Origin of the sequence: Leclercia sp. 29361 (genome assembly GCF_011290365.1) — a bacterium.
GTDB lineage: Bacteria > Pseudomonadota > Gammaproteobacteria > Enterobacterales > Enterobacteriaceae > Enterobacter > Enterobacter tamurae.
This window is the reverse complement of record NZ_CP049786.1, coordinates 4,649,546-4,674,735: the sequence shown is the minus strand read 5'-3', so window position 1 is coordinate 4,674,735 and position 25,190 is coordinate 4,649,546. Positions and strand designations below refer to the sequence as shown.

Annotated in this window: 18 protein-coding genes and 1 pseudogene; 13 read left to right on the top strand and 6 right to left on the bottom strand. The window is 54.7% G+C overall.

All coding sequences use genetic code 11. From position 1 onward, the window contains the following. Nucleotides 1–143: 143 nt before the first annotated feature. Both dctA and G7090_RS22380 read left to right on the top strand, forming a co-directional pair. Entirely contained in the window at nt 144–1,430 is a 1,287-nt protein-coding gene (gene dctA / locus G7090_RS22385) for a C4-dicarboxylate transporter DctC (protein WP_106995966.1), read from the top strand. 225 nt (nt 1,431–1,655) lie between these two features. Continuing rightward, nucleotides 1,656–3,074, top strand: a pseudogene (locus tag G7090_RS22380) (M16 family metallopeptidase); the annotation flags it as partial. A 96-nt stretch (nt 3,075–3,170) separates the two neighbouring features. Here G7090_RS22380 and G7090_RS22375 read toward each other — a convergent pair. Beyond that, on the bottom strand, nt 3,171–4,100 hold the full coding sequence (locus G7090_RS22375) for a sugar kinase (protein ID WP_166184657.1): 930 nt from the start codon (nt 4,098–4,100) through the stop codon (nt 3,171–3,173). A gap of 232 nt (nt 4,101–4,332) precedes the next feature. On the opposite strand from G7090_RS22375, the gene pdeH reads away from it, so the two are divergent. Together pdeH and G7090_RS22365 are read left to right on the top strand one after the other, a co-directional pair. Then, nucleotides 4,333–5,103: a cyclic-guanylate-specific phosphodiesterase gene (gene pdeH, locus G7090_RS22370; protein WP_106995969.1), complete on the top strand. Its 771-nt coding sequence runs from the start codon at nt 4,333–4,335 to the stop codon at nt 5,101–5,103. A 116-nt stretch (nt 5,104–5,219) separates the two neighbouring features. Further along, nucleotides 5,220–7,262, top strand: a complete 2,043-nt coding sequence (locus G7090_RS22365) for an AsmA family protein (RefSeq protein ID WP_166184654.1) — start codon at nt 5,220–5,222, stop codon at nt 7,260–7,262. A gap of 74 nt (nt 7,263–7,336) precedes the next feature. Here G7090_RS22365 and G7090_RS22360 read toward each other — a convergent pair whose 3' ends face one another. From G7090_RS22360 to G7090_RS22350, 3 genes are all read right to left on the bottom strand, one after another. Next, the gene (locus tag G7090_RS22360; RefSeq protein WP_166184651.1) at nt 7,337–8,659 is read right to left on the bottom strand and encodes an MFS transporter; all 1,323 of its coding nucleotides are present in this window, start codon (nt 8,657–8,659) and stop codon (nt 7,337–7,339) included. Between the two features lie 272 nt (nt 8,660–8,931). Next, a complete protein-coding gene (yhjD, locus tag G7090_RS22355; RefSeq protein WP_166184647.1) occupies nt 8,932–9,972 on the bottom strand; it encodes an inner membrane protein YhjD in 1,041 nt (346 codons plus the stop codon). Between the two features lie 51 nt (nt 9,973–10,023). Beyond that, on the bottom strand, nt 10,024–10,923 hold the full coding sequence (locus tag G7090_RS22350; protein ID WP_166184644.1) for a LysR family transcriptional regulator: 900 nt from the start codon (nt 10,921–10,923) through the stop codon (nt 10,024–10,026). Nucleotides 10,924–11,042: 119 nt separating this feature from the next. Between G7090_RS22350 and G7090_RS22345 the strand changes: the two genes are divergently transcribed. Then, a complete protein-coding gene (locus G7090_RS22345) occupies nt 11,043–11,801 on the top strand; it encodes an SDR family NAD(P)-dependent oxidoreductase (RefSeq protein WP_166184641.1) in 759 nt (252 codons plus the stop codon). Nucleotides 11,802–11,833: 32 nt separating this feature from the next. On the opposite strand, the gene G7090_RS22340 is transcribed toward G7090_RS22345, so the two are convergent. Then, entirely contained in the window at nt 11,834–12,361 is a 528-nt protein-coding gene (locus G7090_RS22340) for a GNAT family N-acetyltransferase (RefSeq protein ID WP_166184638.1), read from the bottom strand. A 153-nt stretch (nt 12,362–12,514) separates the two neighbouring features. On the opposite strand from G7090_RS22340, the gene G7090_RS22335 reads away from it, so the two are divergent. Next, nucleotides 12,515–14,110, top strand: a complete 1,596-nt coding sequence (locus G7090_RS22335) for an STY4199 family HEPN domain-containing protein (RefSeq protein ID WP_166185534.1) — start codon at nt 12,515–12,517, stop codon at nt 14,108–14,110. Nucleotides 14,111–14,122: 12 nt separating this feature from the next. Here the strand turns inward: G7090_RS22335 and G7090_RS22330 are convergent, their stop codons facing one another. After that, nucleotides 14,123–15,772 (bottom strand): alpha,alpha-trehalase, encoded by a 1,650-nt coding sequence (locus G7090_RS22330; protein ID WP_166184635.1) that lies wholly within the window; start codon nt 15,770–15,772, stop codon nt 14,123–14,125. Nucleotides 15,773–16,520: 748 nt separating this feature from the next. Here G7090_RS22330 and G7090_RS22325 point away from each other — a divergent pair. The 7 genes from G7090_RS22325 (at nt 16,521) to G7090_RS22295 (ending at nt 25,187) form a co-directional block, all read left to right on the top strand. After that, entirely contained in the window at nt 16,521–16,715 is a 195-nt protein-coding gene (locus G7090_RS22325) for a DUF4762 family protein (RefSeq protein WP_166184632.1), read from the top strand. A gap of 131 nt (nt 16,716–16,846) precedes the next feature. Beyond that, nucleotides 16,847–17,521: a DsbA family protein gene (locus G7090_RS22320; protein WP_166184629.1), complete on the top strand. Its 675-nt coding sequence runs from the start codon at nt 16,847–16,849 to the stop codon at nt 17,519–17,521. Then, nucleotides 17,521–18,468, top strand: coding sequence for an ABC transporter (locus tag G7090_RS22315; protein WP_166184626.1), 948 nt, complete (start codon nt 17,521–17,523; stop codon nt 18,466–18,468). Before G7090_RS22320 ends, G7090_RS22315 begins: the two co-directional genes overlap by 1 nt. A 63-nt stretch (nt 18,469–18,531) precedes the next feature. Beyond that, on the top strand, nt 18,532–20,670 hold the full coding sequence (locus G7090_RS22310) for a peptidase domain-containing ABC transporter (RefSeq protein WP_166184623.1): 2,139 nt from the start codon (nt 18,532–18,534) through the stop codon (nt 20,668–20,670). 26 nt (nt 20,671–20,696) lie between these two features. Next, nucleotides 20,697–21,857: an efflux RND transporter periplasmic adaptor subunit gene (locus tag G7090_RS22305; RefSeq protein ID WP_166185531.1), complete on the top strand. Its 1,161-nt coding sequence runs from the start codon at nt 20,697–20,699 to the stop codon at nt 21,855–21,857. Beyond that, nucleotides 21,850–23,796 carry an ABC transporter permease gene (locus G7090_RS22300; RefSeq protein ID WP_166184620.1) on the top strand — a complete coding sequence of 649 codons (1,947 nt, stop codon included), beginning with the start codon at nt 21,850–21,852 and terminating at the stop codon, nt 23,794–23,796. The genes G7090_RS22305 and G7090_RS22300 overlap by 8 nt, the downstream gene beginning before the upstream one ends. After that, a complete protein-coding gene (locus G7090_RS22295; protein WP_166184617.1) occupies nt 23,793–25,187 on the top strand; it encodes an efflux transporter outer membrane subunit in 1,395 nt (464 codons plus the stop codon). The genes G7090_RS22300 and G7090_RS22295 overlap by 4 nt, the downstream gene beginning before the upstream one ends. Nucleotides 25,188–25,190 lie beyond the last annotated feature (3 nt).

Here is a 25,190-nt window from a genome sequence, read left to right as displayed (position 1 = left end):
TGCGAGCCAGCTCAAATTTCTTAACATTTGTGTTTCAAATTCGGCCTGAGCTTCTATTTGTCCTGATTATTGGGTGCTATTTTAAGGCCGCAGGTGAGCAGTAACCCTACATTGCCTGCGGTTTTTCTTCCCAAGGACATCTTATGAAAACCTCTCTCTTCAGAAGTCTTTATTTTCAGGTCTTAACCGCCATCGCCATCGGTATTCTGCTTGGCCATTTCTACCCTGAATTAGGCACCCAAATGAAACCGCTTGGCGATGCCTTCGTTAAGCTGATTAAGATGGTGATCGCTCCGGTAATTTTCTGTACCGTCGTGACCGGTATCGCAGGCATGGAAAGCATGAAAGCCGTGGGCCGCACGGGTGCGGTTGCGCTGCTCTATTTTGAAGTGGTCAGCACCCTCGCGCTGATCATTGGCCTGGTGATTGTGAACGTGGTTCAGCCGGGCGCAGGCATGAACGTTGACCCTTCAACGCTGGATGCAAAAGCGGTGGCGGTTTACGCCGATCAGGCGAAAGACCAGGGCGTGGTCGCCTTCCTGCTGGACGTGATCCCCGGCAGCGTGATTGGCGCCTTCGCCAGCGGTAACATCCTGCAGGTGCTACTGTTCGCCGTGATGTTTGGCTTTGCCCTGCATCGTCTTGGCAGCAAAGGCCAGCTGATATTCAACGTAATTGAAAGCTTCTCGCAGGTCATCTTCGGCATCATCAATATGATTATGCGCCTGGCACCCATCGGGGCATTCGGGGCGATGGCCTTTACCATCGGCAAATATGGTGTCGGCACCCTGGTGCAGCTCGGCCAGCTGATTATCTGCTTCTACATTACCTGCATCCTGTTTGTGGTGGTGGTACTGGGCAGCATTGCTCGTGCCACGGGCTTCAACATCTTCAAGTTCATCCGCTATATCCGTGAAGAGCTGCTGATTGTACTGGGTACCTCCTCGTCAGAATCGGCGCTGCCGCGTATGCTCGATAAGATGGAGAAGCTGGGCTGCCGTAAATCGGTGGTGGGGCTGGTTATCCCGACCGGCTACTCCTTTAACCTTGATGGCACCTCGATCTACCTGACCATGGCGGCGGTGTTTATCGCTCAGGCCACCAACAGCCATATGGATATCTTCCATCAGATCACGCTGCTGGTGGTGTTACTGCTCTCCTCGAAAGGCGCCGCAGGGGTGACGGGCAGCGGCTTTATCGTGCTGGCAGCGACCATCTCTGCCGTCGGACATCTGCCGGTAGCCGGACTGGCCCTGATCCTCGGTATTGACCGCTTTATGTCCGAAGCCCGCGCCCTGACTAACCTGGTGGGCAACGGTGTAGCAACCATCGTGGTGGCGAAGTGGGTGAAAGAGCTGGACCACAAAAAACTCGACGATACGCTGAATAATCGTGCGCCAGACGGCAAAACGCACGGTTTATCCTCATAAAATCTTCTCTCTGGCCCGCATTCCCTTGTCGGGGTGCGGGCTCCTGCGCATAATGGCCCTGAATACTTGTCATAAACGGACAAGATTTATTTCGGGTATATTTCACTTCTTGCCGTGACGTTTCGCTTCACGCGCGGTCTAATCGGAGTGTTTTGAACATTATCTTTAGAGTGCGACAGGGCGTGTGGCACTCTTTGTAACCAGGAATGTTGATCAGGGGTTCACATGCAGGGCACAAAAATTCGACTCTTAACCGGCGGTTTGCTCATGATGGCAGCAGCCAGTTATGTGCAGGCTGACGCGCTCCAGCCTGACCCGGCCTGGCAACAGGGTACGCTGGCGAACGGTTTTCAGTGGCAGGTTTTAGCCACGCCGCAACGCCCCAGCGACCGCATTGAAATTCGCCTTTCCGTCAATACCGGCTCCCTGACCGAGAGTACGCAACAGAGCGGTTTCAGCCATTTTATTCCCCGTCTGGCGCTGACCCAAAGCGGCAGCCTGCAGGCCGTACAGGTCCGTTCATTGTGGCAACAGGGTATCGATCCTAAACGTCCTTTGCCGCCTGCCGTCGTCTCCTATGACTACACCATGTTTAACCTCAGCCTGCCAAACAACCGTAACGATCTGCTTAAAGAGGCATTGACCTGGCTGTCTGATACCGCCGGTAACGTCTCGATTACGCCTGATACCGTGAATTATGCTCTGAGCAACAGCGATATGGTGGCGACCTGGCCTGCTGATACCAAAGAGGGCTGGTGGCGCTATCGCCTGAAAGGCTCTGCGCTGTTGGGTCACGATCCGGCGGAGCCGCTGAAGCAGCCGGTTGATATTGAGCAGGTGAAGTCGTTCTACCAGAACTGGTACACCCCGGACGCCATGACCCTGATTGTGGTCGGCAACATTGATAGCCGCGCGGTGATCGAGCAGATCGGTAAAACCTTTGGTGAACTGAAGGGCAAACGCACCACCCCTGCGCCAGTACCCACCCTGTCGCCGCTGCGCGCAGAGCCGGTCAGCATCATGACCGATGCCGTGCGCCAGGACCGACTCTCTATTATGTGGGATAGCCCATGGCAGCCAATTCGTGAATCTGCCGCGCTGCTGCGCTACTGGCGCGCCGATTTAGCCCGGGAGGCGCTGTTCTGGCATGTTCAGCAAAACCTGAGCAAAAACAACGCTAAGAACATTGGTCTGGGCTTTGATTGCCGGGTGCTGTTCCAGCGCGCCCAGTGCGCCATTAATGTGGAGTCGCCGGGCGACAAGCTGAACGCCAATATGGCGCTGGTCGCCAAAGAGCTGGCGAAGGTGCGTGAGAACGGCCTGAGCGAAGAGGAGTTTAACGCGCTGGTGGCGCAGAAAAACCTCGAGCTACAAAAACTGTTCGCCACCTATGCCCGTACCGATACCGATATTCTGATCAGCCAGCGTATTCGCTCTCTGCAAAACCAGGTGGTGGATATTGCGCCGGAACAGTATCAGAAACTGCGTCAGGATTTCCTCAATAGCCTGACTGCAGAGATGCTGAGCCAGGATCTGCGTCAGCAGCTTTCACAGGATATGTCGCTGATTCTGATGCAGCCGAAAGGTGAGCCAGAATATGACATGAAGGATCTGCAGGCGACGTGGGACGGAATTATGACGCCCGCGAAATAAAAGCAAAAAGGCAACGTAAGTTGCCTTTTTTAATGTTTGCTCCCTCTCCCGGTGGGAGAGGGGCGGGGTGAGGGCACCAGACCGCACTTATGCAGGCATCGCTTCCCGCGGGATGATCGCGCCACGATACTGAATCACCGTGCTGGCGGTCAGGTGGCCGCGCTGGGCTGCGGCTTCCGGCGTACCGCCCGTCAGACGCACAGCCAGATACCCGGCGCTGAAGGAGTCACCCGCCGCAGTGGTATCAATCACCTTCTCTTTAGCCAGCTTCACCGCAGGCACCTCAATAATCGCTTCGCCGGCAACGGCCACCAGGCAGGAGTCTGCCCCGCGCTTAATCACAACTTCAGATACACCAGCAGCCTGAGTACGGGCGATCACCTCATCAACTGGCTTCTCGCCCCACAGGGCATCTTCGTCATCGAGAGTCAGGAAGGCGATATCGGTGCACTCCAGCATCCGGGTATAGACCTGCTGCGTCTCTTCGCGACTGGCCCACAGACGTGGACGGTAGTTGTTGTCGAAAATCACTTTCCCGCCGTTGGCGCGGCATTCGCGCAGCAGGGAGAACAGTTTTTCACGGCTGTCAGGGCTGAGGATCGCCAGGCTGATGCCGCTCAGATAGAAGTAGTCAAACTGGGCCAGCGCTTCGCAGATGTGGGCCGCGCTGTCGCTCTCCAGCCAGAATTTGGCGGCAGCTTCGTTGCGCCAGTAGTAGAAGGTGCGCTCGCCGGTACTGTCGGTCTCAATGTAATAGAGGCCCGGCAGGCGGTTTTCCATCCGCTGGGTCAGGGAGATATCGACATTTTCACTCTGCCAGGCGTCCAGCATCTGCTGACTGAAATTGTCTGTGCCCAGGGCCGTCACATAGTTGACCGCCAGCGCGTCAGCATCAACCTGACGGGCAATATACACCGAGGTGTTTAACGTATCGCCACCAAAGCCACGGTTCACTTCCGCGCCTTTCTGGGAGAGTTCGATCATACATTCGCCGATCACGGCAATTTTCTTAGACATAGTCGTGAACCTGAACAGTTAAATTAGCGCTAGTGTGCGCTGCGGCCCGGGAGTGGTCAACTGTATTAAAACGACGTTCCATTATTTTTTTGAACCAGGACAAGTTCCGGGTAAGTTTCAGATCTCAGATTTTCATTTTCGTCCGCAACCGAACATAAAGTTCTCATACCTGGGGCCGATAATCCTTTGACCAGCCCCGACAGGTTCTTCCCCAATCAACAGGATATCTGAAATGAAGTTAAGGCAGGACATCCAGCTGCTGAGCATCCCTGAGGCAAGTATTGAGAACTTGCAGGAACATCGCTACTGGCTGCAATGTGAGCGTGCTTATACTTATCAGCCCATTTACCGCACCGACGGTAAACTGATGGCGATCGAGATCCTGACCGTCGTGACCCATCCTTCAAACCCGGCACAGCGGATCGCCCCGGATCGCTATTTTGCGGAGCTGCCCGTGCGCCATCGTCTGGATATCCTTGAAGAGCAGCTCAGCATGCTGACGGCAAAACAGGATTTCTTTGCCGACAACACTATTCTGGCCTCGGTTAACGTCGATGGCCCAACCCTGCTGGCGGTCCGTCAGGATGAGAGCCTGCAGAAGCTGATCCACTGCCTGCCCTGGCTGCGCTTTGAGCTGGTGGAGCACGTGCGTCTGCCGCAGGACTCTTCCTTTGCCACCATGTGCGAATTTGGCCCGCTGTGGCTGGACGATTTTGGCACCGGCATGGCGAACTTCTCCGCCCTGAGCGAGGTGCGTTACGACTACATCAAAGTGGCGCGGGATCTGTTCATTATGCTGCGTCAGACCCCGGAAGGTCGCAATCTGTTCACCCTGTTGCTGCAGCTGATGAACCGCTACTGTCAGGGCGTGATCGTCGAAGGCGTTGAGACGCTGGAAGAGTGGCGCGATGTGCAAAACTCACCTGCCGCCGCCGCACAGGGCTATTTCCTCTCCCGTCCGGTGCCGATGGAGATGCTCGACAACGTTATCGTCACCCTGTAACCCCGGCTGCTTCCCATAATAGCGCGTGGCTAACGCGTTATTACCGGACGCTGCCGCCCCTTTTTTCTTTGTCTGAACTATATTCATGACTGGCAAGGTAAAAAAGGAATTATGGGATGACAAAAACAGCGAAGATTATCACCTGGTCCGGGGGGGTCTTCTTGTTGCTGATTGTGGTGCTCATTGTCGTGATCGCGACATTTGACTGGAACCGCCTCAAACCGACCATCAACCAGAAAGTCTCAACTGAACTCAACCGTCCGTTCGCCATTCGCGGCGATCTGGGCGTCGTGTGGGCGCGTCAGAAGGATGAAACAGGCTGGCGCAGCTGGATCCCGTGGCCGCACGTGCATGCCGATGACGTTGTGCTCGGCAATCCGCCCGATATTCCCGAAATCACCATGGTACATCTGCCACGCGTCGAAGCCACACTGGCTCCGCTGGCGCTGCTGACCAAAACGGTCTATCTGCCGTGGATCAAACTGCAGAAACCCGATGCCCGGCTGATCCGCCTGTCGGAAAAGACCAACAACTGGACCTTTGATTTCGCCGACAGCAAAGATAAAGAGGCTGACGCTAAACCCTCGACCTGGTCGTTCCGTCTCGACAACATCATTTTCGATCGCGGGCGTATCGCCATTGACGATGCGGTGAGCAAAGCCAATCTTGAGATCTTCGTCGATCCGCTGGGTAAAGCGCTGCCTTTCAGCGAAGTGACCGGCGCGAAGGGCAAAGATGAGAAGGGCAAAGTGGGCGATTACGTCTTTGGCCTGAAAGCCGAAGGGCGTTACAACGAACAGCCTCTGAAGGGTAGCGGAAAAATTGGCGGCATGCTGGCGCTGCGCGGGGAAGGCACGCCGTTCCCGGTGCAGGCCGATTTCCGCTCTGGTAATACCCGTGTGGCCTTTGTCGGTACGGTGAGCGATCCTATGAAGATGGGCGGGGTCGATCTGCGCCTCAAGTTTTCCGGCGATTCGCTGGGTGAGCTGTACGATCTGACCGGCGTCCTGCTCCCGGATACCCCACCGTTTGAAACCGACGGCCATCTGGTGGCGAAGATCGATCCAGAAAAATCGTCTGTCTATGATTACCGTGACTTTAATGGCCGGATCGGGGACAGCGATATTCATGGCTCGCTGACCTACAGCACCGGTAAACCGCGACCGAAGCTTGAAGGCGACATGGAATCTAAGCAGCTGCGGCTGGCCGACCTGGGACCGCTAATTGGCGTTGACTCCGGCAAAGGTACCAAGGCGCAGAAAGTCAGAAAAGAGGCGCCGCCGTCCGGGAAAGTGCTGCCTAACGACCGCTTCGAAACCGATAAATGGGATGTGATGGATGCCGACGTGCGCTTCAAAGGACGCCGAATCGAGCATGGCAGCAGCCTGCCGCTCAGCGACCTCTCGACCCACATCATTCTTAAAAATGCTGACCTGCAGCTGAAGCCGCTGAAGTTTGGTATGGCGGGCGGGACGATCTCGGCCAACATCAAGCTGGAAGGGGATAAGAAGCCGATGCGCGGCGAGGCAGACATTCAGGCCCGACGACTGAAGCTTAAACAGCTGATGCCCGATGTGGAGCTGATGCAGAAAACCCTCGGCGAGATGAGCGGTGATGCAACCATTCGCGGTACGGGTAACTCCGTGGCAGCCCTGCTGGGTAACGGTAACGGTAACCTGAAGCTGCTGATGAACGATGGGCTGGTCAGCCGTAACCTGATGGAGATCCTGGGCCTTAACGTCGGTAACTTCCTGGTTGGGCAGATTTTTGGTGACGATGAGGTACGGGTTAACTGTGCGGCGGCCAATATCGACCTGGTAAACGGTGTCGCCCGTCCACAGATCTTTGCCTTTGATACTGAAAATGCCGTCATTAACATCACCGGCACGGCCAGCATGGCCTCGGAACAGCTGGATCTCACCATCAATCCGGAAAGTAAAGGTATTCGCATCGTGACGCTGCGATCGCCGCTGTACGTACGCGGTAGCTTTAAAGATCCGGATGCCGGGGTGAAGGCGGGGCCGTTAATTGCCCGTGGTGCGGTGGCGGCAGCGCTGGCAACCCTGGTGACGCCAGCGGCGGCACTGCTGGCGCTGATCTCCCCGTCCGAGGGGCAAGCTAATCAGTGTCAGGTCATTCTGTCGCAGATGAAGAAATAGTACGGAGGTATTGCCCGGCCTACGGAAGTTGTAGTTGTAGGCCGGGTAAGCGCAGCGCCACCCGGCGTTAAGGATCACAGCGACTGATGGCGGGTCTCGTGGGTCATCAACAGGGCAATCAGCGTCAGCGCTGCCATGGCCGCCAGGTAAAACCCGACATACGCCAGACCGTAATTTGCCTGCAGCCAGGTGGCGATATAGGGTGCTACCGAGGCGCCAAGAATCGAGGAGACGTTATAGGAGAATGACGCTCCGGTATAACGCACTTCCGTCGGGAACAGCTCTGGCAGCAGGGCGCCCATCGGGCCGAACGTCAGCCCCATCAGGCTCAGACCAATCAGCAGATAAGCCATCACCAGCGCCGGATTACCGGAACCGAGCAGCGGCGGGAAGACGAACAGCGCAAACAGAATGATCAGCGAGGTGATGACAATCATGCTCGGGCGACGACCAAAGCGGTCAGCCAGCAGCCCGGCAATCGGCACCATCACGCCAAAGCCAATCACCGCCATCATCAGCATCCACAGTACTTCATTACGCGGCAGACCCAGGCCCACCGGCGCTGGCGTGGTGCTGTAGGTCATGGAGTAGACGGTCATGATGTAGAACAGCGTATAGGTCGCCAGCATGATGAAGGTGCCAAGCACCGTCACGCGAATGTGTTTAGTCAGCAGCGTACCGAGCGGAATTTTTACCTGTTTCTTCGCAGCGGCCACTTTGGCAAACACCGGGGTCTCATGCAGGGAGACGCGCACATACAGGCCGATCAGCACCAGCACCGCCGAGAAGATAAAGGGTATACGCCAGCCCCAGGTCATGAACTGCTCGTCGGTCAGCAGCCAGGAGAGCAGCAGGAAGGTGCCATTGGCAAAGAAGAAGCCAATCGGTGCGCCCAGCTGCGGGAAGGAGCCATACAGCGCACGCTTGCGCGGCGGAGCATTCTCGGTCGCCAGCAGCGCCGCACCGCCCCATTCACCGCCCAGACCCAGACCCTGGCCAAAACGGGCCAGCGCCAGCAGCACCGGAGCCAGAATACCGATGGTCTCGTAGGTCGGCAGCAGGCCGATGGCAACGGTGGAGATCCCCATGGTCAGCAGCGAGGCGACCAGCGTCACCTTACGCCCGACGCGATCGCCGAAGTGGCCGAACACCGCCGAACCAATTGGACGCGCGATGAAGGCGATGGCGAAAGTTGCCAGCGATTGCAGCGTGGCCGCCGTCGGGTCGCCCTGCGGGAAGAAGATATGCGGGAAAACGATGACCGCCGCAGTGGCGTAAATATAGAAGTCGAAGAATTCGATGGCGGTGCCAATCAGCGATGCGACGACGACTTTATTGCGCGAGTTAACCGGGGCGTTTTCCTGCTCTGAATTGAGTGTTGTGGCTGTGGCTTGCATAAACTTTTCTTATTTTTGGCGAACGAAAGGCCATATTACGCACAGCAAAAGCGACATTTCAATCTGTAACAAACGCAGCGGATGGCGAAAAAACCAGCAAAAAGCGAATAATTTTCAGACCAGGGAAATCACATCTATGAAATGCTTCACAGAAATTAATACTTAGAGGATAAAACTGCTTTTTGGTTAAATAAAAGTTACAGGCTGGATTTATATGCTGAAATGATGAATCGGGCTGAAATATTGCGTTCCTGTTCAGCCCGATGGGGTGCTTAACGGTGTGATTTGCCGGGCATTCTCCGGTCATCCGGGTACTCGGCGGTGGCGATCCACGCCGCGCAGAACAGCGTCAGTCTGGCGAAGAAGTAGAAGAAGGCCATCAGCCCCAGCACGGAACCAAATGCCGCCCCGGACGGCGAGGAGACCAGCGACGGCAGGGTATAGGTCATCACGATTTTGATTACCTCAAACCCGATAGCGGCAATGAAGGTACCGCGGATCAGCGCCTTGCGTCGTGGCCGGTGGCGCGGCAGACGCCAGAAGATCCAGAAGAACAGCAGATAGTTCGCCAGCATTGAGATACATAATCCCACCAGATGCCAGACCGGTTTCAGCCACTCGATGGTGTCGAGATAGAGGGCGGAGATGATCATCTGCTGCGCCGAACCTGCCGCGGAGGTAATGGAAAGGGTGATAACCAGTGCCACCAGCAGACCAATCAGCGAGATGAAGTCGCGGAAATATTTCATCCAGATCTTCTCCTCATCCTGGGGCTTACGCTCCCAGACGTCACGCGACTGGGCGCGGATCGCCTCCCGCAGGTTACCCATCCAGTTAATCCCGGAGTAGAGCGCCACGAACAGTCCGACAATCCCCACGGTAGTACGCTGCTCTACGGCGGTACGGATAGTGCTTTTCAGGGTAGTGGCCAGCGTCGGATCGCTGACGTTCTGCAGTATTTTATCGAAGATATCCTGGAGCAGCGTCGGGTTGGAGACCAGAAAAAAACCCGCTGCGGCAAAAGAGAGCATCAGGATCGGGATCATCGATAAAAATGAGAAGTAGGTGATCGCCGCGCCAAACTGATTGCCCAGCCGATCGTTAAACCGCTCGGTGGCACGCAGCAGGTGGGCAATGACCGGCTGCTGCTGAATCAACTGGAAGGCGTCCTTCGCTTTGTCCAGCAGGCTCCCCGTTTTACGTATAGAGGTGACTTTAGGTTCAGCCGCCGGAGGCGGACTGTTTTCCAGTTTTTTAATCGGTTCGAAGTCCAGATCATGGGTGGGGCGTTGCTCACTATTTTCCGGCGTCACGCGCACTTTCCTTATTAATTAGCGGGAGGTCCTTAAAATTATAGCCTGCACTCAGTCAACGTACGCTTTCATGATATCTGTGAGCCAGGCCATAAACAGATGCACCCGGCGGGAGAGGTTGCGGCGGTGGGGATAGATGAGCGATACCGGCATCGGTCGGGCGCGGTACTGGGGCAGGATCTCCAGCAGCTTTTTGGCGCGCAGCGCGTCACGCACGCCCACCCGTGGGACCTGAATAATTCCCAGCCCGGCGAGCGCAGAGGCGTGGTAGGTCTCAGTGCTGTTGACCGTCAGTACCCCGCCGGTCTTGATCCATTGGGTCGACTCGCCGTCGTAATATTCGAACCCCTGTGGCCGGGTGCCGAGATGCGTCGCGTAGTGCACCACGGCATGGGAAGATAAATCATCCAGCCCGTCGGGATAGCCAAAACGCGACAGATAATCCGGGCTGGCGCAGTTGATCACCGACAGCCGGCCGAGCGGACGGGCGATTAAGCCAGAATCCTTCAGGATGCCGACGCGCACCACACAGTCAAACCCTTCCCGCACCACATCCACCAGACGATCGCTGCTGCTCAGCTCCAGTTCAATTCCAGGATACTGCTGTAAAAAAAGCGGCAGTCGGGGGATGACTAAATTTCGCGCAACGCCCGTGGGCATATCCACCCGAATTCTTCCGCTGACGCTGGTGGGATCGTGCAAAAAAAGACCATCCAGTTCATCCATGTTAGCCAGTAGATCTTTGGCCCGCTCGTAATAGACCATCCCGTCCTGCGTCAGGCTGACGCGCCGCGTGGTGCGGTGCAGCAGCTGGGTGCCCAGCCCGTTCTCAAGGGCCTGGATCTGACGGGATACGCTACCTTTAGGAAGGCCCATAGAGTCCGCTGCGCGGGAAAAGCTCTCCAGTTCCGCGACGCGAATGAACAGCTGCATTGCCTGAATTTTATCCATAGGGAGCGCTCATTGTTGTTAGCTATGAAACAGTGAAGCGTTGTTAGCCATATTTATTGATTTTCTATCACCTAATAAGCTCTTTCTCAATCACCACCACAGCCGAAACGAGGTTTCTTATGACTGAACGTATTGCATTAGTGACTGGCGGTAGCCGCGGGCTCGGTAAAAACGCGGCGCTGAAGCTGGCAGACAAAGGTGTCGGGATCCTCCTGACCTGGAACCGCAGCCAGCAGGAGGCGCTGGATGTCGTGCGCGAAATTGAGCAAAAAGGGGTAAAGGCGGCGGCATTACAGTTAAACGTCGGGGATATTGCCAGCTTCGAACTGTTTGCCAGGCAGATGGAAGAAAAGTTGCATGCGGTATGGCAACGCAACAGCTTCGATTATTTGTTGAACAACGCGGGCGTCGGTTTATATGCTCCCTACGTTGATACCACCGAAGCGCAATTTGACGAGGTAATGAACATCCATTTTAAAGGCCCTTTCTTCCTGACCCAGCGCCTGGTACCGCTGATGAAAAACGGCGGGCGGATCCTGAATGTCTCTTCCGGCCTCGCGCGTTTTGCTCAGCCGGGTTCCAGCACTTACGCGGCGATGAAGGGGGCGATGGAAGTGCTCACTCGCTATCAGGCGAAGGAGCTGGGCGCACGCGGCATCACCGCCAATATCATTGCCCCCGGCGCCATTGAAACCGACTTTGGTGGCGGGCGCGTGCGTGATAACAAGGAGATCAATCAGCATATTGCCTCCCAGACGGCGCTGGGGCGCGTCGGCTTGCCGGACGACATTGGCGATGCGATTGCAGCTCTGCTCAGCGATGAGCTTGGCTGGATGAATGCGCAGCGGATTGAAGTCTCCGGAGGTATGTTCCTGTAGCGCGGTGCCGGGGAGGGATCCCCGCGGCACGCTCAGGGGTACTCTTTTTTTAACAGCCCAAACAGCCAGTCGTTATGCCACTGGCCTGCCAGCCAGTAGCTTTCGCGCAGTTCTCCCTCCAGCACAAACCCCACTTTTTCCAGCAGGCGTTTCGAGGCCACATTGCCTGCCGTTACCGTGGCGGTTAAGCGGCGAATGCCGCCCTGGCCGAAAGCGTAATCACACACCGCCTGTAAAGACTCATAGCCGTAGCCTTTTCCCTGGGCTTGCGGGGCGAATAAAAACCCGACTTCGGCGCAATCATCATCATGATGAATATACCCGGTGACCCCGAGCGGCATCTGGCTGGTGGTGTCGCGCACTACCAGGCACAGCCAGTGGTCGCTGCCTGGCGTCCACGCCGGCAGACGCGCGGTAAAAGCCTCGCGGATGGCGGCCTCCGGGCGGGCTTCGGCCACGTAGCGCATCACGTCGGGGTGCTGCTGAAGCGAGAGAAAAAAGGGCCAGTCTTCGTCCTGCAGCGGGGAGCAGGTTAAACGCGGGGTGTGCAACACGGGCATGCCAGATCTCCGGGAACTTTTGTAAATGGTTTTAACATTATCACTGAAATAGTACCCGTTATCGGGTATGTTTAATCTGGTATAACCACTTGAAATAAAAAACACTCTCCGACAGCAGCCCCTGCCTGGGTGCGCAGCATTTAAAGGAACATGATGACCCTCAGTAAATCGCACCTGATCCGCGAGCAGTTTGAACGCTGTCTGGGAATTATTCGTCAGGCCTCCGTGGAGATCCTGCTCCTGTTAAAGGTGCATGTTGCCGAAGGCAAAGATCCCCGTTGGTTCCTTGAGCAGCTTGACTCCGCCAGGCTGGCACTGGGGGGCTGGGCGAGGGTGGCTAAGCGGCTCAATCTGAATGATGCCGAGCTGTCGCAGTTCACCCTGCAACTGCGGCTGTTACAGCAGCGGGTGCCGCAGTATGAGAGCGGGCAGGAGGTGAGCGACAACCAACTGATCGCCGCGACGCGCTTTGTGACGGCGCTTGAACATCTCCGTCTGCAGCAGCCGCTACTGACCTACAGCACCGAAATGGGTCCCAGCGATGAGCTTCGCCAGCAGCAGGCGCAAAAGCAGGTGCGCACGCTCGAGCTGATGATTAAAGGGCTGATTATGCAGGCGTGGCCGGATCCGACGCGTCTGAACAATCATCTGAAAACGCTGTTCAATGCCGATCGGGTGCGCGGCTGGCTGCAGCAGGGTGAACGTAACGACGCCCTCGGCGGGATGATGTTCAGCGAGCTGGCCCTGATGCTGGTGGATAAAAAAGAGTACTCCCGCTCCTATTCGGCGCTGTTCAGCGATCCGACCCTGCTGACGCTGATGGTGGAGCCGCGCAAAACGCTCCAGACCTTCCTGGATGATATCCGGCTGATTCGTAATAAAATTATTGCCCAACAGCCGCTGACCTCCACGCAGATCCTGCTCCTGGACAACTATTACGCCCAGATCGCCAGCCCCGTGCAGCGCGCATTTAATGAAGGCCGCACCACCGTCAACCCGGCGGGACTGATGTCTGAGGACCTGGACGAGCTCGATCGCTTCTGGGAGAACGCCCGGATAAAAAACAGCGCCACCGGCGACGACATTTTTGAGGTGCGCGACACCATTGATAAACCGAACCGTCGGCCTGTGCGTACCCCGGAGCAACGCGATCACCTGATTTCGGTGGTGCTGTGGGGCGTGGTGGGGGTCATGGTGATGGGGATGTTGATGATGGGCACCTGGCTGCTCATTGAAAGCAGCACCCCGACCCAGGCGGCCAGCACCGTAGCGCCCGTCCAGACGGTGGCGGAAGAGATGCGTGAGACGCCTTCCTCCCGCGAGACGCTGACGCGGATGGGGGTCACCTGGGATGAGAATAACTTCCGCGCGGCGATAGACCGCAACGATACCCGGGTGGCATTGCTGTTCCTGAAAGCGGGAATGGACTGGAAGCTCTCCTGGACGGAGCATGCGCTCGCCGTCAACCATCGTGAGGTGCTGGATTTACTGATGCGCTATCGTCTGCAAATGACGCAGGAGAAGCCATGTCGGCAGTTTATTACCAACCTCGGCCACGCAATGTCAGCAGGCCAATCCCTGACGGGCCTGCGTAAGGAGTATCTTCAGGCATTTTGTACCGTCCCGGCGGTAGTCGAACGCCAGCGACGCGAGATGGACCAGGCGAAGCGGCGGGCACAGGCGCAGCCGAACGACAGCACTAAAAAATGGCAGTCGATCCAGACGGCCATTTATGAGGTGATCCGCTGATAAAGCGGGGAGCTACGGCTCCCCGTACAGACCAATCAGGCGTCGTACCACGCCGTTAGTCCAGCCAAACCCATCCTGCAGGGGATACTCACCCCCGCCCCCTTCACGAGGCTGGCTGCTGGCGATGTGATATTTTTCAATCAGCTTGTAATGCGTCTTGTAAAAATGATTCACGGTGTGCAGCCAGCTCCAGGCAATTTCATCCCCCAGCGAGTCGTTGCCGTATTGCTTGAACCCCTGGATCGCCATCCACTGCAATGGCGCCCATCCATTGGGTCTGTCCCACTGCTCGCCGGTTTCGTACTCGGTGGCGAGAATACCCCCCGGCGTCAGCAGGCGGGCTTTAACCGCATCCGACAGACGTTCAGCCTGCTCGTGGGTCGCCATACCGACGTAAAGCGGCACGATACTGGCGGCAGAAAAGAGCGCCAGCTCCTCCCGACGCCAGTCGTAATCACGGTAGCAGCCATTTTCGTCATCCCACAAATAGCGGTTTACCGCCGCGCGGCGATCGCTCGCCTTCTGGCGGAAGATCTCTGCTGTCTCTTTGTCCCCTTTCGAGGCCGAGATATTGGCGATGGCGCTCTCCAGCTTAAACAGGAAAGCGTTGAGATCGATAGGGATAAACTGAGTGGTGCGAATACTCGCCAGCCGGCTCGGATCCCGTAGCCAGCGGGAGGAGTAGTCCCAGCCGGAGGCGGCTCCGGCGCGCAGATCGCGATAGACCTCGTTGGGCGGACGACCGGAGTGACGAGCGGTTTCGACGTCCTCTATCCAGGACTCATCCCGCGGCGTGTCGCGATCATCCCAGTAACGGTTGAGCAGCGAGCCATCCGGCATACGCACTGCGCTGCGGTAGGCCTGATTAAGCAGTAGCGACTCCGCGCCGTCCATCCAGAAGGCGTACTCCATTTTCAGGTGATCCAGATAGCGCTTGGCCCCGCGTACACCGTCCTCTTCAAACAGCTCAACCATCAGGGCAAACACCGGTGGTTGAGAGCGGCTCAGATAGTAGGTGCGGTTCCCGTTGGGAATATGGCCATAGCGTTCAATCATCCATGCAAAGTTATCCGCCATGCATTTGAGCATGTCGTGGCGCCCGCTTTCGGCCAACCCCAGCATGGTGAAGTAGGAGTCCCAGTAGTAGGTTTCGCTGAATCGCCCGCCGGGCACAATATAGGCCTGCGGCAGCGCCAGCAGCGACGACCAGGGGATGTGATCCTGCGGCTCGCGGGTCAGCACCGGCCACAGGTTGTCGATATGTTCCTTGAGCGAGAGGGATGGATCGGAAACATACTCGCTCGACAGGACTTCCGGCAGCCAGAAATGATTTTCTACAAACTGGCGCAGGTCAAAGTCCCGATGGCGTCTCACCTTACGGTAGCGGATGAGGATATCCAGCGGATCCATCTTTGGTGCGCAGTCGGGGAAGGTTTTGCTGTCAGCAAACAGTCGCGTCGACTGCACATGCTCAAAGAGTTCAAGGTAGCGATCGGCAGGGGTGAGCGCATCGGATGCGGGCAGCCCTTCAATCATTTCAGGTTCCGGCTCCGCCTCGAGCATTTCATCCAGTTTTAACTCACAGGGATCGATTTCGTAGAGAAGTTCTTGTTCTATATCGAACTCTACGGTCTCTACAGTGCGTATATTCTGGTTGAACATGGTGGTCAGGACCTCCGGTTAGCGTTATCTCTAATAAGGGTGTTTCCCGGTCTCTATAAGCGTAGACACTCGCTTCGGTCTCCGCGGAGGGAAACGTGCGGAAGATCACATTTAACGTCAGAGCAAAATCACATGAACTGCCAACATCATTATGATTTCGTGGCAAAAAAAGGAGAATGATACGTAACCGAGTGAGAATAAAATTCAGAGCATTCGTTTAGCAGCGATTTTATGTATTGTCGAATGATCGGCTTGTGCTCATCGGTGCAACAGGCTTTCACTTCTGTGCGTAAAGAGAACTCACATGTGAGTCATCGACGTTAACCATGCTCCGCCTCTTCGCAAGTATTTCTTCTCATTTTATTAAAAAAAAATGCTATTACGCAAACCTGTTATCCGGGATTTTCGTAAGAATAATCCTGATATATTAATGCGTAAATTGAGTGAAGGATAAGGTAATATTCAGGGCGTTGATTAATATCTTATATTTTTCTAAGAAATATCCTGCAATATATCCATTGTGTTGGCATGTGTAAATTAACCTGCCTTTTTTGTATGTATTGCTCTCTAAAAAAACCATCGTTACAATGCGACGGATCCGATAATAACAGCCTGAGCGTTTTTCGCCTGGGTTATTGTTACGGTATGCAGGGATGTGTTGCTAAAACCCTCTCTATAGTGACATAACATTGGAAATATGCCAGTGGATATTATGTTAAAAAATTCATTATAAATAAGGATATCTAAGATGAAAAAGATGACCATGACAGAAGCACGTTCAATCGTTGGCGGTACTTCTCAAACTTGTGTTGATACCTACACCTCCGCTTTAGTAAACAATCAGACTGCTTGCTTCGCCGTTAAAACCTGTACTGATAAAAATGGCGTCGAGTCTAAGACCTATACCCCGGCTGTGCTGGCTGATTGCGGTAATGCAAACTAAGAAGTATCCGTTTTTAATTAAGGCAGAGTAAGTCACATTTATTCTGTCAGGGCGTTGTATCGTTGTGCAACGCCTGTTTACTCATTTCAGTGAGTGAATCGTAATATTGTTTTCAGAGCGAAAAACTTCCTATGAAAAAAAGAATCCTTCCCATTCTGATTTATACTGTTTTTGTCGCGGTTATTTCAGCACTGATCACCACTGCCTGGTTTCAAAACTTTGTATTAAATCAAAAAAATGATTCCGGTCAGAAATCACTGGTGTCACTGTCAGCGAAAGAGGTCGACGCGAGCCCGATCGGCGCCGGGGAGGATATTATTGAAATCTTCTCTTATGGTTGCCATTTTTGCGAACGCAATGAAAAGAATGTGGATGCGCTGGAAAAACGTATGCCAGCGGGCACGAAGCTGGTACGCCTTCATTACAGCCTCGATACCCAAAATGGGTTAGCGCGCTTTGCACCGGTCTTTGCCACCTTGCAGGTAATGGGTATTGAAGAGACGTATCGCCAAAGCGCTTATGATGCGGTTATCAAGAAAAAGATTGATTTAGGCGATCCGGAAAAACGCACTGCGTGGCTGGCAGGTAATAAAATCGATGTCGATGAATATAACAAAGTGAGCCAATCAGAGAAGGTTAAGAACCTTCTTGATTATATGACTCGCGTTACCAAATATTATAATGTTAATGCCACTCCGGCATACATTGTGGCGAAGAAATGGGTTGCGCTTCAGGATACGGACTTTCCGTCATTCTCCGACAAATTAATTTCAATGCTAGAAACACAACAGGCTCCGGAGGAATAATGAAATTCTTCGCCCTGTGGTGTGCAATGTTTTGGAAAAACCTCACTGTCAGATGTCAGTGGTTTTTGTATAAACTTAAGGTAATTGCCTACAGGGGACATTGTTTATTATTCCGGCACCTGCATTATCGCGTCGTTTTTGCCTTCTCACATGTCAGCCGTTTTCTGGGGCTAACATCACGCGATCTGAAATTGCGGGCTATCGTTGCGCAGTCTAACCGACACTCCCTGCTGAATGATAACAAGAAATTTGACTACATCTGGCTGACTCAGCGACGGCAGCTGCTGGTGCAGGCGGTGACGTACGGGCAGAATCAACAGGCATTGCAAGAGCTTGCCGACTGTTCTGCACAGCTCAATGCTATCGTCGAACCCCTGCAACGTGCAGGCCAGCCAGTGATCCTCGCGCCGCTGCACATGGTTTCGGACATTCTGAGCACGATGGTCGGTGCTTCGGCTTTCCCGGGGAAAGCAACGGTTATTACGTCACGCAGTGCCGACGCCCATTCGGCGGCCGAACGGCAGTTGGGTGGTCTGGATATCACCTATTGTTCAATTCATGAAGGCAACAAGAACATCGCCGGAAACCTGATGGCTTCGGTAATGGACGCGGCGGATAACCAGCGGAATATTATTTTATTTCCGGATATTACCCCGGACTTTACGCAGTTTGCCAGCAAAGATAAAGCGGAGAAATTAAGCTGTCAGCTATTTGATCGCGCAGCCAGTTTACACAGCGGTATTATCCGTCTGGCGAGAATAATGTCAGCCAAGGTGGTCTTTTACCATCTTTATTATGATAAAGGTTTGAAGATTTATATTCATGAGCCTGTTTCGGCTAAAAAATTAAAAGATGAAATGCCGCGCATTATCGAACAAAGCATTCGTGATCATTCAACTGACTGGATGCTATGGCATTCACACTCGCTGTTTTTCATTAATGATTGAATATGAATAAAAAGCAGTGCTGAGATTTTACTAAAGAGAACAGGGCGTTCTGAGATGTCGATTATGGACAATATTATTCCTAAAATGGTTTATCAGGCAGAAACCAACGAATGTGCGCTGGCCTGTATTTCTATGCTGGCGGAAACCCAGGGCATCAATGCCCCTCTTGAAACGCTACGCGAAAGTTTCCCGGCATCTGCCCACGGTACCGCGCTCTCCACCATGTGCGACATCCTCTCTGAACTGGCGATCCCTGCCTGTCCGGTGGCTTTCGATCTGCATGAACTCGCCGAAATCCCTTTACCCGCCATTCTGCACTACGGTGCGAGCCATTATGTTCTGCTGGCCTATCGCCAGGGGAGCTACGTGTGTGTGATGAATCCAGCTATTGGCGAACAGCTATTACCTGTTGCCGCGCTGAAATCTGAAATCAGCGGTTATGCGCTGGTGCTCGACAGGGAAGCCGGGATCGCTACTCCCTCCGTTGAGAAAGATAAACGTACGCGGCGTTTTCGCGCGCTGGAGTGCATGAGCCTGAAGCAGACGGCAGACATTCCCGGCATTTACCGGTTAATGATGCTGGCATTTCTGGTCTCGCTGACCTTATTCATTATGCCGGTGATGGTCAGTTCTGCGATTAACAACGTTTTTTCTTCCGCCGGTAAAATAGACTTTCCGTATTTTTATTATCTGCTGGCATTCGTCGTCTCGACGCTGCTGGCCTTCATTGTCCGCAGCGTAACCGAACGCGTTATCAAACGTTTTGTGGTCATGCAAAGCGTAAGTGGTTTTGCTCGACTTCTGACTAACTCACTGTCTTACTTCGAAAAGCGCAGTCCCGGTGAGATCTACAGTCGCTTCTCGAACTGGCAACTAGCGGCAGCCCAAAAAATTGAGCTGGATAATGGCCTGCGCGTGGATTGGGTGGTTGGCGTGATTGCGCTGGCGGTGATGTGTTACATCAGTCCGTTGCTTGCAGGCATTTCCGCCATTGGTGTGACATTGATGGGGTTAGTCAGCGTATGGGCGATTTTCCGTGACCGCTATTACACCCAGCAAATCCAGGTGAAAAGCGCCGAGCAAAGCGACTTTTTACTGGAAACCATTCAGGGTTTCGCCACGCTGAAATCCGCCGGATTACACAGCTATCGTCAAACCGTCTTTGCTCAGTATGCGTTATCCCTGTTTGACTGCCGCCAGAGACAGAAAGTGTATGAGCAGGTTAAGAGCAGTCTGTATCAGTTAATCGGCAGTCTTGAGATGGTCTTCTTCATGCTGCTGGCGTTGCCACTGCTGAAAGAAAACCTCATCTCACTGGGCGAGTTCTTTGCCTATAGCTTCGTACGCCAGATTTTCACGGCTTACATCACACAAATTTTCTTTTCGGTACTGCGCAAAAATCAGCTGCACGTGATCGATACGCGCGCGGCCGATCTGTTCCCGCCGGTTAAAGAAGAGAGTCACGACCCCGTACTGCAGCCCGTGCACTTTAGTCAGCAGCTCAACTACCGTGCCCTGCAGTTTGCTTACGATCCCGGTAAACCGGTTCTCGACCAGGTGTCAGTGATGCTTCACCGGGGGGAAACACTGGCTATTGTCGGTGAGTCTGGCGCGGGGAAGAGTACGTTACTGAAAGTCATCACCGGGATGATCGAACCTCAGGCAGGCGAAATCCGTGTGGATGGACATCCCGTCACCAGCCGTCAGGCGCAGAAACTGTTCTTCCTGCAAAGTCAGGAGGACATCTTATTTAACGCCAGCGTGCTGCAAAACATCTCGTTGTTCGATCGTGAGTACGATGCGAAAAAGCAGCTGCGCATCGATAAATCACTGCACGGGCTGAATTTGACGGAGGTGATTGACCGTCTGCCAGGGAAACAAAATGCGTTGATCCGCGAAAGCCATCCCGCGCTGTCCCTGGGTCAGCGTCAGCGCCTGATGCTGGCGCGTGCGATGTATAGCGATTGCCCGGTGATGGTGCTGGATGAGCCGACCGCGAATCTGGATGAACAGACTGCGCAGCAGGTGATGCGAACCCTGATTGACCATTGCCATGAATACGGAAAAACGCTGATCACTGTTACGCACAGTGAAACTGCGCTCCCCCTGTTTGACCGTGTTTTCACAATGAAAAATGGCCGTGTACACGCGGCGCAGGAGGAGTTTATCTCCGCTATCGTGCCTGACGGAGTACCGGCGTGAACGACTCAATCAAGCGGATACTCCTGATGGTCACCCGCCACCGCAAGGGATTCTATGCACTGGCGACGCTGGTGCTTATCCTGCTGGTTGCTGGCGCAGTAGCTCTGTACGTCAGGGTGTCCAGTACCGCTGCCCCTCAGGCGTCCGTGGTGATTGAGCGTGGCGATATTGAAAAGACCGTACTGGCAACCGGGATCCTCAAACCTTCTGTGCAAGTGAATGTCGGGGCGCAGGTCAACGGTCAGTTAAAAAAACTGTATGTTAACGCTGGCGATCGTGTCACCAAAGGTCAGTTACTGGCCGAAATCGACCCGACCCTACAAGAGAGTGAACTGCGGAAATCTGAAGCCGCGCTGGTCAGCGCGGTCGCGCAAAAAGAGGCCGCACAATTCACGCTTATCCAGTATCAACTTGAGCTGAAACGCCAGTTGCGGATGGATCGCGACGGTTCGGGTACAAAGAGTAATCTCGAGGATGCGCAAACCAAGGTCGATACCCAGAAAGCGCAGATTAAGGTTAACCAGTCACAGATCATACAGGCGCAGATGGCGCTGGAAACGGCAAAAGCCAATCTCGGCTATACGCGGATCCTGGCGCCCGTGGACGGGCAGGTTCTGGGCATCGTGACCAAAGAGGGGCAAACCGTCGTCTCCTCACAGACTGCCCCGACCATTCTGGTTCTGGCGAATGTCGATACGATGACCGTGCAAACGCGAATTTCAGAAACGGACATTCTGAAAGTACGTCCCGGCCAGCCGCTGTGGTTTTACGTTGTCGCCGATCCTAAACGTCGCTACCAAAGCGTAATGGGTATCCTGCAGGATGCGCCGAACGAGGCTCTGCAGGACGACAACACGCGTGCTCAGTCGCAGCAATCTTCTGCCGTCTATTACAACGGTGTTTTCAGCGTGCCCAACCCGGAGCATTTACTGCGCACGTCAATGACGGCGCAGGTCTTTATTGTCACCGAGCAGGCAAAAAATGTGCTGCGTCTGCCGATGATGGCGCTTGGCCAGCCGCAAGGGCGCGATAGCTATTATGTGCAGGTCATAAAAGGTGATGCGATCGAGAAGCGGTTGATCCAGGTAGGCATCAACGATCGTCAGTTTGTTGAAGTGAAGGAAGGCCTCAGCGAAGGTGAGCATGTGGCGATCGTGCAAAATGAGGCAGGGACGGCAAATGGCTAATTCCCCGGTCATTGAACTTTCACATATCTCACGCCATTTTGGTTCGGGCAACGCGGCGGTCACCGTGCTGAACGATATCTCCCTGCGCGTGGATGCCGGTGAAATGGTGGCCATCATCGGCGCATCGGGTTCCGGTAAATCCACCTTGATGAATATTCTCGGCTGTCTGGATCAACCGTCGGAAGGCGAAATGCGCATCATGGGTATCCCTGCGCAGGTGGCGAGCAGCGAGCAACTGGCGCAGCTGCGCAGTCAGTATCTGGGTTTTATCTTTCAGCGATATCATCTGATGCCCTATCTGACGGCAAGTGAAAACGTCACTATTCCTGCGCTGTATACCGACATGCCCGCCGCTGCTCGGCAAGCGCGCGCGGAATACCTGCTGACCCGTTTGGGTCTCGGTGAACGTATGCATTACCGGCCTGCTCAGCTCTCCGGCGGACAGCAGCAGCGCGTCAGTATTGCTCGCGCCCTGATGAACGGCGCGTCGGTGATTCTGGCGGATGAGCCGACTGGCGCGCTCGACAGTACGAGCGGCCAGGAGCTGATGACCATTTTGCATGGCCTGCATCAGGCCGGACACACGCTGATCATCGTGACCCATGACCGCAGTATCGCCGAACAGTGCCAGCGGATTGTCGAAATCCACGACGGCAAGATTGTCGCTGACCACATTAATTCCGTCATGACCCAGGTGAAATCTCAGGGATTACCGGCGATTGCCGCCACCGGGCGAACGCCTGTCGGGGAGAGTATAAAAGAAGCGGTGCGCATGGCGTGGCGCTCTTTACTTGGACACAGGGTCCGCGCCTTTCTTTCTATGCTCGGCATCATTATCGGCATCTCTTCCGTGGTGTCTTCCATGGCCGTGGGCGAGGGGGCGCGGCAAAGCATTCTCAGCCAGATAAGTCAGCTCGGCACCAGCACCATCGAAATTCGGCCTGGCCAGGGTTGGGATAAACCTCGTCCGGATTTTGAGCGTTCGCTGACTCTGGATGATGTGGATCTGCTTAGCAAGCAGGCGTACATCGACAGCCTTTCGCCGGTGGTAAGTAAAAGGGTAGTGGTGGTTGAGGGAGGGAAGCAGGTTCTTGTCTCCCTGTCCGGTGTCAGCAACGGATTCTTTCGCGTGCAGGGGCTGAATTTCATAAGTGGAAATTCGTTTTCCTCCCGCGATCTGGACGAACGTGAGCCGGTGATCATCATCGATCCGAACGTCAGCAGCACGCTGTTTCCTGATGGAAAGGCGTCCGTGGGCGAAATTATTCAACTTTCCGGCGTTCCTTACCGGGTTATCGGTGTTGCGGCTAAAAAGGGGCCGAAGCATATCGGTGAGCAGCCCGGTGCATGGATCCCCTACACCTCAATGCTGGAGCGTATGTCGGGTGATATGCCGTTGCAGTCCATCACCTTGCGCATCGCTGAAGACTATCCGATAGAGCTCGCACAGCGGAACGTCGAGCAACTGCTGGACTCAGTACACGGCAAGCGAGATTTCTTCACAATGACCAACGATCAACTGACGAAGACGATCCGCAAGGCGTCGGAATCCATGACGCTGCTGATCACCGCGATTGCAGGTATTTCGCTGCTGGTGGGCGGCGTGGGCGTGATGAACATTATGCTGGTGTCGGTGACGGAAAGGACGCATGAGATTGGTATTCGCCTCTCGGTCGGTGCCCGGCCTGCAGACATAATGCGTCAGTTTCTGATTGAGGCGATGGTGATTTGTACGCTTGGCGGCGTGATCGGCATTATTGGATCCGGTGTCGCGGGGCTGATTTTTTCTCAGGTTACCCAGGAATTCACCATGATTTTCACCTGGCCACCCATCCTTCTGGCCTGCGGGTTCTCCGCGTTGATCGGCCTCGGATTTGGTTTTTTCCCGGCGCGCAATGCTGCACGTCTGCATCCGACAGAGGCACTGGCTCGCGAATGAAAAAACGACATGTACTTTCACTGGTGGCGATGGCACTCATTTTGACCGGCTGTGGTCAGGCGCTGAAAAGTGACTATCAACAGCCGTTGCTGTCGATATCAGACGGCTGGCGGGTACCGGATACTGGCGAGGGCGTTGCGCAATTTTCTCCGCACTGGTGGGATAATTTTGGCGACCCGCAGATGTCGCGGCTGATCGTAGCCACCTTGCAAAGCAATAACGATTTGGCGCTGGCAGGCATAAAATTGCGCCAGGCGCGGCTGACTGCGGGGTTATCCAACCTTAATCTGACGCCTGATTTTGCTGTCAGTGGCGCGGCCCGCAACAGCAAAAATCTGGATCACGCCACAACCCCAACGGAAAGCTACGATAGCTCACTTTCGGCCTCTTATGAGCTGGATCTGTGGGGAAAACTGGCCCGCACGCGTGAGCAGTCCGAGTGGCTGGCAAAAGCATCCGAACAGGATTTACACGCTACTGCATTAACGCTTATTGGCACCACTGCGCAACTGTACTGGCAGATAGCAAGCCTGAATCAACAGATCGGTAATCTTCAGCAAAGTGTGGCTATTGCCAGGGAAACCCTGGTCGCGGTGACCTCCCGCTGGAAGGCGGGCGACCTGGGTCAGCTTGATTATTTGCAGGCGCAGCAGACGGTGTTGAGCCGTGAAAATAGCCTTCGTGATTTATCTCAACAGCGTGATGAGACGCGTAATGCGCTGGCAATTTTACTCAGCCGCCCCCCAGGGCAATATCCTGCGGAGCGGCAGGCGCTGGAGCTTCAACAAAGCGTGCCAGTGGCGCAGCGTTTGCCGCTGGAGGTTATCGCTAAAAGGCCGGATGTGCAGTCGGCTGAAATGAGACTGCGTGCTGCGCTGGCGGGTTCTGATGTTGCGCGACTGAGTTTTTATCCGTCCCTGACGCTGAATGCGTCCCTGAATGCGGGAGCCGCAATATTCCAGCAGTGGTTCAGCAATCCGGCCAGAACGCTCGGTTCTGCACTCGATCTGCCTTTTATTCAGTGGAATCAGGTGCAGATGAACATCGAAAAGTCTGGTCTGGATGTACAAACTGCGGCGATTCAGTTCAAAAGTGCTTCTTACAGTGCACTGCAGGACATCGACAACGCGATGTCACAGCGCCTGACCTGGCAGCAGGAAAAGTTGCGGCAATGGCAGGATCTGGCGTTGAGCAAGCAACGTCTGGCGCTGGTGGAAAGCCAGTATCGTCATGGTTCCGTGGCGTATCAGACGCTGCTTGATGCACAGAATGCATTACTGAACAGCGAGAACACGCTGGTACAAATTCAATATAACTATCTGTATTCCAGGATGAAACTCTGGCTGGCGCTGGGTGGCGGGGAAAATAGTACGATGAAGAAACAAGGATAAGTT

Coding starts and splice junctions, on each gene's coding strand:
- G7090_RS22310 (WP_166184623.1), top strand. CDS start 18,532: ATGGACAATATTATTCCTAAAATGGTTTATCAGGCAGAAACCAACGAA.
- G7090_RS22350 (WP_166184644.1), bottom strand. CDS start 10,923: ATGGATAAAATTCAGGCAATGCAGCTGTTCATTCGCGTCGCGGAACTG.
- G7090_RS22325 (WP_166184632.1), top strand. CDS start 16,521: ATGAAAAAGATGACCATGACAGAAGCACGTTCAATCGTTGGCGGTACT.
- G7090_RS22305 (WP_166185531.1), top strand. CDS start 20,697: ATGGTCACCCGCCACCGCAAGGGATTCTATGCACTGGCGACGCTGGTG.
- G7090_RS22320 (WP_166184629.1), top strand. CDS start 16,847: ATGAAAAAAAGAATCCTTCCCATTCTGATTTATACTGTTTTTGTCGCG.
- G7090_RS22315 (WP_166184626.1), top strand. CDS start 17,521: ATGAAATTCTTCGCCCTGTGGTGTGCAATGTTTTGGAAAAACCTCACT.
- G7090_RS22345 (WP_166184641.1), top strand. CDS start 11,043: ATGACTGAACGTATTGCATTAGTGACTGGCGGTAGCCGCGGGCTCGGT.
- G7090_RS22360 (WP_166184651.1), bottom strand. CDS start 8,659: ATGCAAGCCACAGCCACAACACTCAATTCAGAGCAGGAAAACGCCCCG.
- pdeH (WP_106995969.1), top strand. CDS start 4,333: ATGAAGTTAAGGCAGGACATCCAGCTGCTGAGCATCCCTGAGGCAAGT.
- G7090_RS22375 (WP_166184657.1), bottom strand. CDS start 4,100: ATGTCTAAGAAAATTGCCGTGATCGGCGAATGTATGATCGAACTCTCC.
- G7090_RS22330 (WP_166184635.1), bottom strand. CDS start 15,772: ATGTTCAACCAGAATATACGCACTGTAGAGACCGTAGAGTTCGATATA.
- G7090_RS22340 (WP_166184638.1), bottom strand. CDS start 12,361: ATGCCCGTGTTGCACACCCCGCGTTTAACCTGCTCCCCGCTGCAGGAC.
- G7090_RS22335 (WP_166185534.1), top strand. CDS start 12,515: ATGACCCTCAGTAAATCGCACCTGATCCGCGAGCAGTTTGAACGCTGT.
- G7090_RS22300 (WP_166184620.1), top strand. CDS start 21,850: ATGGCTAATTCCCCGGTCATTGAACTTTCACATATCTCACGCCATTTT.
- dctA (WP_106995966.1), top strand. CDS start 144: ATGAAAACCTCTCTCTTCAGAAGTCTTTATTTTCAGGTCTTAACCGCC.
- G7090_RS22295 (WP_166184617.1), top strand. CDS start 23,793: ATGAAAAAACGACATGTACTTTCACTGGTGGCGATGGCACTCATTTTG.
- G7090_RS22365 (WP_166184654.1), top strand. CDS start 5,220: ATGACAAAAACAGCGAAGATTATCACCTGGTCCGGGGGGGTCTTCTTG.